This window comes from Pseudomonas sp. FH4 (genome assembly GCF_000510915.2).
GTDB lineage: Bacteria > Pseudomonadota > Gammaproteobacteria > Pseudomonadales > Pseudomonadaceae > Aquipseudomonas > Aquipseudomonas brenneri.
This window is the reverse complement of record NZ_AOHN01000019.1, coordinates 179,098-191,455: the sequence shown is the minus strand read 5'-3', so window position 1 is coordinate 191,455 and position 12,358 is coordinate 179,098. Positions and strand designations below refer to the sequence as shown.

Here is a 12,358-nt window from a genome sequence, read left to right as displayed (position 1 = left end):
GTGTGTAGTCCCTTAACCGCGTGGAGTCGCGACACTGGCGAGCTTGGGTGCGGCTTTGTTGTCCGGCGCCACTTGCTCCAGGTTGCTGGCTTCAAGCGCTTGTCGTTGTTGTGCCAAGGCGGCGAGAGTGGCCTGGCTGGCCATCGGGATGGTCTCCGGCGCTACCGGCGATCCCGGACGCACCCGCTGCAGGCCCTTGACGATAATCGTGTCGTCCTTGGTCAGGCCGCTGCGCACGATGCGCAAGCCTTCGATCTTTGGCCCCAGTTCGACGGCGCGGTAGGCAGACTTGTTGTCGCCGTCCATGACCAGTACGAACTTCTTGCCCAGGTCAGTGCCCACGGCCTCGTCGGTGATCAGCACGGCGGAGTAGGTGCCGCTGCCCACCAGTTTCAGGCGTGCGTACAGGCCGGGGGTGAAGCGCCCGTCTGTGTTGTCGAACACGGCGCGCCCACGAATGGTGCCGGTGGCCGGGTTGACCTGGTTGTCGACAAAGTTCATCTGGCCCAGGTGCGGGTTGCCGTCTTCGTTGGACAGGCCCAGGTACACCGGGGTGGTGGCGCCGCGACGGCCCTGGCGCGCCAGTTCGGTGTACTTGAGGTACACGCGTTCATCAGCGTCGAAGTAGGCATAGACCTTGTCGGTGGAGACCACGCTGGTCAGCTCGGTGACATCGGCGGTCACCAGGTTACCGGCGGTGATCGCCGCGCGGCTGACGCGGCCGTTGATCGGTGAGATGACGCGGGTGAAGCTCAGGTTCAGCTTGGCCAGGTCCAGTTGTGCCTGGATTCCGGCCACGGCAGCACGGGCTTCCTGGGCGGCAGTGGTCCGCGAATCGGCCAGCTCGGCGGAAATCGCATTGCTCTGGCGCAGGCGCTCGCCACGCTGGGCTTCGTTGTCACTGCGCGAAGCGGCGGCTCGGGTCTGTTGCAGTTGGGCTTCAAGGCGACGCACTTCAGCCTGGAACGGACGCGGGTCGATCTGGAACAGCAGGTCGCCTTTCTTCACCAGCGCACCTTCGGTAAACGCTACCTGGTCGATCTGGCCTGATACGCGCGGGCGTATCTGCACGGTTTCCGGGGCTTCCAGGCGGCCAGTGAACTCATCCCACTCATTGACCGGTTGTTCCAGGACCTTGGCAACGCTGACTTTGCTGGCGGGCATGGCGGCCGCTTGCTCGGGGGCCTTGCCGCATGCGCTCATCACCAACACGGCCAACAGGGCCAGGGGATAGCGCAAATGTTTGAGTGACTGTTCCATGAGGTGCATCCGCCAATGTATTTGAGATGGGCGGATCATGCTCGGCGGGCTGCTATCTCACGAATCGAATGAAGCAAAGGTAACTATCATTCGGAATGATATAAGCGCCGGGAAAGCCCTCTAGCATGGGGTTTTAGTTAGGGTGCTATCAATCCAGCTGATAACAAAACACCATTGCGCAAACCGCAATCAAAATCCCCGGCACGACATTCCCTTGTAGGAGCCGACTTGCCGGCGAAAAACCCGAGAGCAACACGGGGTACCAGGCTCCCCGCGTTATCGTTAACGATTTTCGCCGGCAAGCCGGCTCCTACAAGGTGTGATTTACCTGTACCGTTGCAGCTTTTTAACGTTCAGAGAGTCAGCAATGCAGATCAGGGGTGAACGGGCCGCGACGGCGTGTGGTTTGGTGGCAATCCTTTTGTGGAGTACCGCTGCCGGGCTGATCCGCAGTGTCAGCGAACTGTTCGGCCCCTTGGGCGGCGCGGCGCTGATCTACACGTTGGGTGCCGTCTTGCTGATGGCGTGGCTCGGGCGACCACGCCTGCGCGCCACGTCCTGGCCGTACCTGATCATGGGCAGCGCACTGTTTGTCGCGTATGAGGTGTGTCTGTCCCTGGCCCTGGGTTTTGCCAGCAGTCGCAACCAGGCCATCGAACTGGGCGTGGTCAATTACCTGTGGCCGTGCCTGACGGTGTTGCTGGCGATTGTCATGAACGGACAAAAGGCTCGCTGGATCATCGTGCCGGGCAGTGCGCTGGCGCTGTTTGGCATCCTGTGGGTGGTCAGCGGTGACGGCCTGGCATTGGCGACTATTGTCGCCAATGTGCAATCCAACCCTCTGAGCTACAGCCTGGCCCTGGGGTGTGCGATCACCTTTGCCTTGTATTGCAATGTCACACGGCGCTATGCCGGCGGACAAAACCTGGTGGTGTTGTTTTTCATCCTGACGGCAGCGGTGCTGTGGGTGAAGTACGGCTTGAGTGCCGAGGTGCTGCCGGCCGTGACCCTGGGCAACAGCCTGGAGTTGTTGGCCACGGGCATTGCGATGGCGGGCGGCTATGCCTTGTGGAATATCGGCATCCTGCGCGGCAACCTGACCTTGCTGGCGACGGCGTCCTACGGCGCGCCGGTGCTGTCGTCGGCATTCGCGGCGCTCTGGCTGGGCGCCCACCTCACCCCGCAGTTCTGGCAGGGCGCGGTGTTGGTGACCGCAGGTTCGCTGGTGTGCTGGCACGCCACGCGCGAGCAGTCCTAGGCCCGCCAGACCAGGGCCGGGATGACACGGATGTAGATCAGCTCACAGACCAGTTCGATCAATGTCTGGGTAATGATCGCCGCGGCGGCCAGCATGCGCATGTCTTCGGGCAAGGCCAGCGCCAATGGCAGGACCACCAGCGAGTTGCGCGTGGCACTGCTGAAGGTGACCGAGCGCGCCGTGGCGGCGGGCAGGCGCAAAGCCCAGGCCGTCATGGCGCCAAGCACCGGGGCGAGCACCATGAAACCGAGGTACACCGGGATCACCGGCAACAACTGCTCGATCTCCCGCACCACGAATGCGATCTGCGAGCCGATCACCACGATCAGCACCGCCGCCATGGCGGGCACCGGCATCCACGCCAAGCCCGCGTTCCAGCGCGCAACCTGTGGCGAACGCCTGGCCCCGGCACACGTCAGTACCGCCAGCAGCAACGGCACCGCGATCAACATCACGAATGCCTCGACAAACGGGCCGATGGCAATCGCTACGGCTGTCTCACTGCCTGGAATCAGTGCCAGGTACAACGGCAGCAGCGCCAGTTGCAGTAACAGCAGCAAGGGCGTGGCGGCCAGCGTCAATCGGGCATCGCCTTTGCCAATATGGGTAAACACCACCACGTAGTCGATGCATGGCGTCAGCAGCACCAGGAGTACACCGATCAGGATCGCCGGTTGATCATGCAGGCCCAGGGTAATGACCCATACAAGCAGAGGGATCAGCACGAAATTGGCCACCACCAATGCCGCGATAAAGCGTTTGTTGACCAGGCTCTGGCGCAGTTCAAGAAACGGGATTTGTAGGAACATCGCATACATCAACCCGGCAATCGCCGGGGTGACGAGGATGCCCAGGCTCTGCGCTGCCTGAGGCGCGAGCAGGCCACCGACAGCGGCGATGATGACCGCCACGAAGTAGATTGGGATCTGGTTATGCTCAAGCTGGTCTTTGTTCACGAGGGTCCTTGGGAGGCCGGTCTATTTTTGGCTGAGTGCCGCCACCGAAAGACCGGACGCGACGAAGGTCAGTCCGGCGCCCACATTCAGGCCATTGACGACTTTTGGCTTGCGCTGCAGCCAGGTCGACAGGCGCGTCGCAAAAATCCCCATGAGCGCGAAACCCAGGGCGGTCAATGCGGCGAACCAGGCGCCGTAGACCATCATTTGCAGCGTGACCGAGCCCAATGCCGGGTTGACGAACTGTGGAATGAACGCGAGCACAAACAGCCCCGGCTTGGGGTTCAGCGCCGCCGACAGGAAGCCGGTGAGGAAGATGCTTTTGAGTGGTTGCCGCGCCGCTGGCTTGAAGTTGATCAGGCTGCGCGAACGCAAGACCTTGATGCCCAGCCACACCAGGTAGCTGGCGCCGATCACTTTAACCACCCAGAACGCCACGGCGGATGTCTGCATCAACAGGGTCAGGCCCAGCGAGGCGGTGGCCACGTGAAACAGGATCCCGGTGCCCGAAGCCACCCCCGAAACGGCCGCTGCCATGCGCCCCTGGCTCAGCCCCCTGGCGATGGCCAGCAGGTTGTCCGGGCCGGGGGAGAGCACCAGCAACAGGCAGGCGGCGGTATAGGTCAGCCAAATATCCAGTGGGAACATAACGACACTCCTTTCGTCAACGGCGCAAGGCGGTCATCGTGTTCCAACCGGGCCTCCAAGATCAAGGTCAATCCCGCGATGCATCAGCACCGCGCGGGACTCAAGGCAGGGCGTAGGCGATCACGTAGTCGCCACGGTCGGTGGACTGGCGCGCGCCGCCGGCGGTGATGACTACGTATTGCTTGCCGGTCTTGGGCGAGACATAAGTCATCGGCCCACCCTGGCTGCCCACGGGCAGGCGGGCTTTCCAGGTTTCTTCGCCATTGGCGCTGTTGAAGGCGCGCAGGTAGAAGTCCTGGGTGCCGGCGATGAACACCAGGCCGCCTTGGGTCGACAGGGTAGCGCCGAGTGTCGGCAGGCCGACCTTGATCGGCAGGTGCATGCGAATGCCCAGTGGACCAGTGTCTTCAACGGTGCCGACCGGTACTTGCCAGGCAATTTTCTGGGTCTTCATGTCAATGGCGGTGAGGGTGCCGAACGGCGGCGCCTGGCACGGAATGCCGGCCACCGACAGGAAGCGGTTCTTGTTCACCGCGTAAGGCGTGCCCTTGAGCGGTACCGCGCCCATGCCGGTGTTCAGCGCTTCACCCCCTGTAGAGGCCTGGGCCTTGTTCTGCGAGGGGATCATCTGGATCCACAGGCCCAGGCGCATGTCGTTGACGAAGATAAAGCCATGCACTGGATCGGTGGAAATACTGCCCCAGTTCATGCCACCCAGGGAACCGGGAAAACTCAGGGATTTATCAGTGCCAGGCGCTGTGTACAAGCCCTCGTAGCGCATGCCTTTGAAGTCGATGCGGCATAGCAACTGGTCATACGGGGTGGCGCCCCACATGTCCGATTCGCTCAAGGTTTGTGCGCCAATTTGCGGCATACCCACGGATTTAGGCTGGGTCGGCGAGTAAGGTTCGTTGGGGATATTGGCGGCCTTGACCGGTACTTCTTCAACCTGGGTCAGCGGCTTGCCGGTGGCGCGGTCCAGTACATAGATCTGCCCGGCCTTGGTGCCGATCACTACGGCTGGGACGGTCTTGCCGTTGGCCTGGGTGAAGTCGATCAGGCTGGGTTGCATCGGCAGGTCGAAGTCCCAGAGGTCATTGTGGACGGTCTGGTACACCCACTTTTCCTCGCCCGTGGAGGCGTCCAACGCCAGTACCGAGGCACCGTACTTGTGATTGAGCTGGGTGCGCTCGACACCATAGATATCGGTGGATGAGCTGCCCATCGGCAGGAATACCGTGTTCATCAGCGGGTCATACGACATCGGCGCCCAGCTGTTGGGTGTGCTGCGCACATAGGTGTCGCCCGCGGCGGGCGCTTGCTTGTCTTCAGGGTTGCCAGGGTCGAACGCCCAGCGCATCGCGCCGCTGATCACATCGAAGCCGCGGATCACGCCGCCCGGCATGTCGGTCTGGACGTTATCGGCAACGCGCCCGCCAACCACCACGGTAGTGCCGGCGATCAATGGTGCGGAGGACAATTGGTAGTAGCTGTCCGGGACATTGCCCAGGCCAGCTTTCAAATCCACCTGGCCGTGGTTGCCGAAGTCCTGGCAAAACTCGCCGGTATCGGCATCCACTGCAATCAGCCGTGCATCAATGGTGTTGGTCAACAGGCGCCGCTCACACTGCGCACCGGCCGGCACGCTGGCGGCAATGATCGGCGAGCGGTTGGCTTGGGTCGGCTGGACGATCGGCGCGGTGGCATCGAAATACGCCATACCGCGGCAGCGCTGCCACACCGCCGACTGGGCGTTGATGCTGTTCTTCCACAGCTCTTTGCCGGTGTCGGCATCCAGCGCGATCAGGTTGTTGTGGGGCGTACAGATAAACACCTTGTTGCCGATCTGCAGGGGCGTGAGTTGGTCTTCAGCGCCGTTGCCATCGCTGACCGCCACATCACCGGTGCGATAGGTCCAGGCCACCTTGAGCTTGTCGACGTTGCTGCGATTGATCTGGTCGAGCGCGGCAAAACGGCTGCCGCCTTCGGTGTTGCCGTAGTGTGCCCAGTCTTTTTGCGCCTGCGCCGGATCGACGGCAGTCAGGCCCGGGCCATCACCAGTCGGGGCAACACTGGGGTGGGCGACAAACATGTTACCCGCCGCCACGGCCAATGCCACCGCCAGCACGCCCGCCACGCCGTAGGCGCCACGGCGCGTGCCTGGCGCCAGCAGCGGATACACCAGCACCACTGCCAGGCCGATCACGGTGAACATGAACAGCCGCGAAAACAGTGGCCAGAACACCAGGCCCACCTCCAACACCGCCCACACCGCAGTGCCGAGCAAAAAGGCCGCGAACAACCAGGCACCCGCTGGTTTGCGCCGCGCGATCAACACGCCAGCAATGGCCATGGCCAAGCCGCCGACCAGGAAGTAGCCGGAGCCTCCCAGGCTCAGCAGTTTTACACCACCGGCTGCCAGGGCCAGGCCGAGCAGGGCGATGATCAGGCCCAGGCCCAGCAAGAGGAATCGAGAGGCGCCAGCGGCGCGCGAGGCGTGTTTCATGTCGAAAAACTCGAAGTAAGGGTTCGATCGACAATGGTAGCAAGCTAATTAACTGTTTGGTACATTTTGTGTCGCTGTCGATTCCTTCAAGCCTGGACACTCTCAATGTGGGGCTTGCCCACGATGACGTCCGGTAGATCGCTGCGAGGTGTCAGATAGCCAGTGTCATCGTTTAACGACCATCGCGGGCAAGCCCGCTCCTACATTGGAGATGCGTTGCCTTAAGGCTCCTGCACGGGGCCGCACCTGAATAACACGCTCTGGCTGGCGCGCAGTTGCTCGACACAATTGAACGGCTGCAAGCCCTGGATACCTCGCTTGAGGTCACGTACCCGACGCGCGATGTAAAAGGTGCGGTCAACGGGCAAGGTAGCCAAATCCTCGACCCGGCGTGCCTGGCCCTGGGTATAGAACTCCCCCGAGTAGGAGCGCCGGCCCCAGTAAAAGAGGGTTCCGGGACGGTCTGCCTGCAACTGCTGCCAGGCCCTGGCGAGATCACGTTGGTTATTCGGCCGGTCAAAGGCGCGGCCGTCGATGGCAGCGATAAGCAGCCATACCGGCAGCAGCAGCGCGAGGATCAACCCAATGATGGTTTTGCCGGTTTGCCAGGGTACTGCCTTGAGCGCGCCAGCCAGCAGCAGGCTCCAGGCTGGCAGCGATGGCAGCAGGTAAGTCCACAGGATATTGCCGGAGAACGTGAAAAACACCGGCGTAGCCAGGGCCCACAGGGCGATAAACCCGTAGTAGCGACCCGACAGGGCCGAGCGGCGCAGGGCGAAGTACAACGCTGGCAACAGCAGCGTCCAGGGGAAAAGCGCGAGCATCAGGTCCATCCAGATGGCGCCCGTGGGCCGGGCATGGGCGCTGCCGTACAAGTCTCCGGCCCATTTGCTGACCACATAACGCTTCCAGTGCTCGCCGATCAGGAAGTAATCGAGAAACCCCGGCGTGCGCTGTTCAGCAATCACGTACCAAGGCACGGCAATCACCAGCATCAACGCAAGGCCCAGCAGCCAGGGCAAGTGCAAAAAGGCACGCCATTGTCGGTAGTAAAGCGTCCAGATCACAGCTGGAGCCCCCACCAGCACCAGCACCAACGGCCCCTTTGCCAGCAATCCGAGGCCCAGGCCGGCAAATCCTGCCAGAGCCCAACGGCGGTCGCCGCGTGTCATGCCGCACCAGAAGCCATAGCTGGCCAGCAGTACCGAGAAACTCAATGCCGGGTCGGTCAATACCACACCTGCCGACAACAGGCCGAGGGTTGAGCTGGAAAAGATAATCGCCGCCCATACCGCCGTTTTTTCATCGGCCTGCTCACGGGCAAACCGGATGATGATCAGGCAACTGGCGACATGCAGCAGCCATGCCGGAAAGCGAATGGCGAATTCATTGATACCCAGCAACTTCATGCCCAGCGCCTGGGTCCAGAACGACAGCGGCGGCTTGCCCCAAAAAGGTACGTCAAGCTCGAACAGCGGGGTTACCCAGTTGCCGAGCACCAGCATCTTGCGCGCCATTTCGGCGTAGCGGGCTTCGGAGGTGTCCATCAACGGGTACAGCCCCAGGCTTGCCAGGCGCAGGGCCAAAATGGCGATCAATACCAGCCATAGCGTACGGGTCGTTATCATCATCAGTGGTTTTCTTGTTCGCGAGGGTGTATCGGGCAGGGGTGCTCTGGCCGTTCAGGGGCTTCGCCGAGCAGGTTGTCGAGTAGATAGATGGGACGCTGCCTGACTTCGCTCAACGTTGCCCCGAGGTATTCGCCGATCATTGCTATGCCCACGGTAATGAACGCAGCAATGCCCATGATCACGTGATGGGCATTGACGGTGTTGACGCTCATCTGCTGGATGATGAACACCGTGGTGGCGATGAAAATCATCAGGCTGAGCAGGCTGAACCAGCGCAACGGCTTGCGCGACAGCGCCAATACGCCTTCGATACCGAGGTCGATCAGCGCCAGCGGCCCCCATTTGCTGAGGCCGGCGCTGCGCGGCTCACGGTCATAGGGCAACTCGATGGTATTGAACCCCAGCCAACTGATCAGGCCCTTCATGAAACGCGTCCGTTCCGGCATGCCGCGCAGCGCTGCCAGGGGCGCCGGGCCAATCAGGCGGAAGTCGCTGACGTCTGCGGGAACATCAAACTTGTCGGCCAAAAAGTTCATCAGTTTGTAGTAGAGGTGGGCACTGATACGTTTGCTTGAGGTATCAGACAGACGACTGCGGCGCTGCATATTGACGATATCGCTACCGGTCAACCAATGATGAACCATGAGTGGAATAAGTTCGGGCGGGTCTTGCAAGTCGGCATCAATAAATAACAATGCATCCCCGACCGCATAATCAATGCCGGCGACCATGGCGGCTTCCTTGCCGAAGTTACGGCTCAGGTTCAAACAGCGAACGCCAGGCGCCTGGCAATAACCATCCAGTAGCGCCAGTGTTTCATCGCGGCTGCCGTCGTTGACATATACGACTTCGTAGCGAATGCTGAGCGTCTTAAGTACAGCCATTAGCCGCTTATGAAAAAAAGGCAGTACCTTGGCTTCGTTATAACAACAGACAATCACACTGAGCATCGGACGAGGGGAGCGCTCAGCTCTTGATCGATTCATGGCGAAAGCTCCAGTACTGGTTGATTTGGTAAGTGATCAACGTCAGGGCGCAGGTGGTGATCACCTGCATCAGCCATAGGCGCTGGGGCCAGTGCTCCAGCAGGAACGCCATCAGGGCCAGGTTTGTACCGTTGTAGACCAAGGCCGTGATGCTGAAGCGCAGCCATTGATAAGTGTCGGGTGGACGAGCCTTTGTAAACGTCCAGCGTTTGTTGCCCTGATAACTAACAACAGTCCCGACTATTGCTCCCAGTAACGTCGCAATGAGTGCGGGCAGAGCTAGAGACAATAACAAAAGTGTTATGTAATGAGCGCCAGTGGCAAATATTCCAACGATCAGATAGTAAGGCAAGGTTGTAGAGGGTGGCGATATCATTGAGAGAACTGCATGTGTTCAAGAGGCTGTATGGTGTTGACTTTAACTACTCGTGGAAGCCGGCGTGTGAAAAAAATGTTTAAGGGGGGGTGATATTACTAAAGTGTAATTTTGGTGTTGGGTGAATGTTAGAGTTGGCGAGTTTTAACCGATAAAACACACTGCCACATTAGTCATCGACCCCAGTTGCCTGGAGAAAGGGTCAACCGCTCCCTTTCTACCAGACTGCCTTAGCAGGTTGATGATCAGACGGACAGATGCCCATTGGCACTGGTGACCATCGATAACGCACTCATGGATTGCCTTATCCGCTGATGGCGGAACCTAAAACAGATAAGGCAGGGTAGGGGGGGGCCTATGGGACAGAGTCAAGCCTAATGTCATGAAGGGTGCGTCGCCGATTTGAAGATACCTGCATCCACGAGCATCTCCACCAACGCCTCGGGCCATACCGTTTCCTCAGTCGATCTCAGCTCCTGGGCGGACCACCAGTGATGATCGGCCATGACCTCGGCCTCCTCTACGGTCCAGTCGGCACGGGAAAGCACCTGGTTTGGCGCATGTACAACAAAGTACTGCTCCAGGGCGAGCACCGTCTCGCCACTGGGCAGGAGCATTGAAAACTGCCGCTCGGCCACAGGCCCTTTAACGGTGTCGACTTGAATACCGGTCTCCTCACGCAGTTCACGGATTGCTGCAGCCTGGAAGGTTTCTGCGTGTTCAAGACCGCCGCCAGGGGTGGCCCAGTAGTTTCTGCCGGCCAGGGCCCCATCCTTGTGAACGAACCTGAAAAGGAGGACCTCTTGAGAGGGGCTTATCACGAGTAATCGTGCGGCTTTTCGCTCGCGCATTTGGGGTATCTCTTCTGGATAGGGCTGCGTTGGTGTCGGGGAGGTTAGCAAGTTGGCCGCTTGGGTTGCGAGCGCTTCGCACGCGAACGCCGCAGTTGTTACGCAAGCCCGTTTCAAGATAGGAGCGACCTGAAGCAGCGAAAACCTGCAAGTAGGCTTAAATCAGGGGTAGCGAACGCGTCGATGGGGTTCCACACGGCAGCCATCAACACCTTGCTTCAGTCCATAACCGCCGAGGGCTTGGGGATGTCGATAAAACTCCGTCTGTTGTTGCTGATCGGCACCAGTGTGCTCACGGTACTGGTCATCAGCCTGGTGAACTACCTGGGGAATGCGCGGATGGAGGCGGCGATGATTGACAGCGAGGTCAGCATGACCGCACTGAGCAATCATCTGGAAGCCGACATGATGCACGACGCGCTGCGTGCCGATGTGCTGTCGGCGATGCTGGTGGGGCTGGGCAAAAGTGTCAGCAGCCGCGATGAAGTGCTGGAGGCTATTACCGAGCATGCAGCGCATTTTCGCAAGGCGCTGGGCGACAACCTTGCGCTGCCCCTCAACCCCGCCCTCAAGACCGCACTGAGTGATATCAAGCCCAGCCTCGACAACTACATCACCTCGGGTGAGCGGATTGTCGGTGTGGCGCTGAACGATCCCGTCGAGGCCCAACAAGAGCTGGGCACCTTCAGCGAGGCGTTCATCCAGCTGGAAGGCCAGATGGCCAGCCTGAGCGAACTGATCGAAAACAACTCCAAGGCCAGTGGCGAGCAAACCCGTCAAACCGTGCGCAGCGCCAATTTCACCCTCGGCGTGGTGCTGGTGTTGTGCCTGTTGCTGCTGGTCGTGCAAGGTTATTGGGTTACCCGCAGCATCATGCGGCCGTTGCAGCTTGCGCGGCAGATTGCCGAGAGCATCGCCCACGGCAACCTCAGCGAGCCGATCCCCGAACCTGCCAGCCACGACGAGGCCAGCATGCTGATTCGCAGCCTGGCCGTCATGCAACATGACCTGCGCGGCATGATTGAAGTGGTGCGCAACAATGCCCAGGGCGTCACCCGCATGAGCCAGCAGCTAAGCAGCGGTTGTCATGAAGTGGCCGCCAGCAGCCAGCAACAGAGCTCGGCGGCGGGCACCATGTCGGCCGCCACCAGCCAGATGACCGCCAGCATCGAAGAAATCACCCGGCATGCCCAGCACGCGCTGGAAATGGCCAACCAGGCGCAAACCCTGGCCAAGAACGGCGGGCAGGTTATCCATCAAGTCGTGAGCGACATGGACGATATCGCCCGTTCGGCGCAACAGTCGGCCCTGGTGATTCGTACCCTGGACAAGGAGTCCGAAGGGATCTACAGCATTATCCAAGTGATCAAGGGCATTGCCGACCAGACCAACCTACTGGCCCTCAACGCCGCCATTGAAGCCGCGCGTGCCGGTGAACAAGGCCGCGGTTTTGCCGTGGTGGCCGACGAAGTTCGCAGTTTGGCAGCACGTACCAGTGCGTCCACTCAGGAAATCGCGAGCATGGTCGCCCGCATTCAGCAAAGCACCCGCGAGGCTGTGACCAGCATGGAAGCGGGTGTTGCCCAGGTGGATAAAGGCATGGCGGTGACAGCTGATGTGGAGCGGGCGATCCGTGAAATTCTGGAGGCGACGCTGAACACCACACAGCTGGTCAACGACATCACCCGCACGATTGGCGAGCAGAGCCTGGCCAGTAATGAAATTGCGCACCAGGTGGAGATGATTGCCGGGATGTCAGAGGGCAATACCCGCGTGATTGGCCAGACGGCGGGGACCACGGATGAGTTGTCGGCGTTGGCAGGGCAGTTGGCGCAGTCGGTGGGGCGGTTTCGGCTGTGAAAGAAAGAGTGACGGTTTCTGGATCG

At 60.5% G+C, this 12,358-nt stretch carries 10 protein-coding genes; 2 read left to right on the top strand and 8 right to left on the bottom strand.

Features of this window, described 5'->3' with window-relative positions:
* Window positions 1–12: 12 nt before the first annotated feature.
* Window positions 13–1,260, bottom strand: a complete 1,248-nt coding sequence (gene mexE, locus H097_RS14235; RefSeq protein ID WP_032860718.1) for a multidrug efflux RND transporter periplasmic adaptor subunit MexE — start codon at window positions 1,258–1,260, stop codon at window positions 13–15.
* 367 nt (window positions 1,261–1,627) lie between these two features.
* Here mexE and yddG point away from each other — a divergent pair, with 367 nt between their 5' ends.
* Window positions 1,628–2,518 carry an aromatic amino acid DMT transporter YddG gene (gene yddG / locus H097_RS14230; RefSeq protein WP_032860481.1) on the top strand — a complete coding sequence of 297 codons (891 nt, stop codon included), beginning with the start codon at window positions 1,628–1,630 and terminating at the stop codon, window positions 2,516–2,518.
* Here yddG and H097_RS14225 read toward each other — a convergent pair.
* From H097_RS14225 to H097_RS14200, 7 genes are all read right to left on the bottom strand, one after another.
* Complete coding sequence (locus H097_RS14225) at window positions 2,515–3,474, bottom strand: arsenic resistance protein (protein ID WP_032860480.1); 960 nt, start codon at window positions 3,472–3,474, stop codon at window positions 2,515–2,517. The genes yddG and H097_RS14225 overlap by 4 nt on opposite strands.
* Window positions 3,475–3,495: 21 nt before the next feature.
* Entirely contained in the window at window positions 3,496–4,122 is a 627-nt protein-coding gene (locus tag H097_RS14220; protein ID WP_032860479.1) for a LysE family translocator, read from the bottom strand.
* A gap of 100 nt (window positions 4,123–4,222) precedes the next feature.
* Complete coding sequence (locus tag H097_RS14215) at window positions 4,223–6,628, bottom strand: glucose/quinate/shikimate family membrane-bound PQQ-dependent dehydrogenase (protein WP_032860478.1); 2,406 nt, start codon at window positions 6,626–6,628, stop codon at window positions 4,223–4,225.
* Between the two features lie 221 nt (window positions 6,629–6,849).
* Complete coding sequence (locus H097_RS14210) at window positions 6,850–8,259, bottom strand: glycosyltransferase family 39 protein (protein ID WP_223232672.1); 1,410 nt, start codon at window positions 8,257–8,259, stop codon at window positions 6,850–6,852.
* A complete protein-coding gene (locus tag H097_RS14205) occupies window positions 8,259–9,209 on the bottom strand; it encodes a glycosyltransferase family 2 protein (RefSeq protein ID WP_050593360.1) in 951 nt (316 codons plus the stop codon). Before H097_RS14205 ends, H097_RS14210 begins: the two co-directional genes overlap by 1 nt.
* 16 nt (window positions 9,210–9,225) lie before the next feature.
* Window positions 9,226–9,621 carry a GtrA family protein gene (locus H097_RS27740; RefSeq protein WP_082445591.1) on the bottom strand — a complete coding sequence of 132 codons (396 nt, stop codon included), beginning with the start codon at window positions 9,619–9,621 and terminating at the stop codon, window positions 9,226–9,228.
* A 380-nt stretch (window positions 9,622–10,001) separates the two neighbouring features.
* Complete coding sequence (locus tag H097_RS14200; RefSeq protein ID WP_032860477.1) at window positions 10,002–10,472, bottom strand: NUDIX domain-containing protein; 471 nt, start codon at window positions 10,470–10,472, stop codon at window positions 10,002–10,004.
* Window positions 10,473–10,718: 246 nt separating this feature from the next.
* On the opposite strand from H097_RS14200, the gene H097_RS14195 reads away from it, so the two are divergent.
* Window positions 10,719–12,332, top strand: a complete 1,614-nt coding sequence (locus H097_RS14195) for a methyl-accepting chemotaxis protein (protein ID WP_032860712.1) — start codon at window positions 10,719–10,721, stop codon at window positions 12,330–12,332.
* Window positions 12,333–12,358: the final 26 nt, after the last annotated feature.

What these genes read in the sequence shown, in the direction of transcription:
- H097_RS14220 (WP_032860479.1), bottom strand. Translation starts at nt 4,122, where the DNA reads ATGTTCCCACTGGATATTTGGCTGACCTATACCGCCGCCTGCCTGTTG.
- H097_RS27740 (WP_082445591.1), bottom strand. Translation starts at nt 9,621, where the DNA reads ATGATATCGCCACCCTCTACAACCTTGCCTTACTATCTGATCGTTGGA.
- yddG (WP_032860481.1), top strand. Translation starts at nt 1,628, where the DNA reads ATGCAGATCAGGGGTGAACGGGCCGCGACGGCGTGTGGTTTGGTGGCA.
- H097_RS14215 (WP_032860478.1), bottom strand. Translation starts at nt 6,628, where the DNA reads ATGAAACACGCCTCGCGCGCCGCTGGCGCCTCTCGATTCCTCTTGCTG.
- H097_RS14205 (WP_050593360.1), bottom strand. Translation starts at nt 9,209, where the DNA reads ATGCTCAGTGTGATTGTCTGTTGTTATAACGAAGCCAAGGTACTGCCT.
- H097_RS14210 (WP_223232672.1), bottom strand. Translation starts at nt 8,259, where the DNA reads ATGATGATAACGACCCGTACGCTATGGCTGGTATTGATCGCCATTTTG.
- mexE (WP_032860718.1), bottom strand. Translation starts at nt 1,260, where the DNA reads ATGGAACAGTCACTCAAACATTTGCGCTATCCCCTGGCCCTGTTGGCC.
- H097_RS14200 (WP_032860477.1), bottom strand. Translation starts at nt 10,472, where the DNA reads ATGCGCGAGCGAAAAGCCGCACGATTACTCGTGATAAGCCCCTCTCAA.
- H097_RS14195 (WP_032860712.1), top strand. Translation starts at nt 10,719, where the DNA reads ATGTCGATAAAACTCCGTCTGTTGTTGCTGATCGGCACCAGTGTGCTC.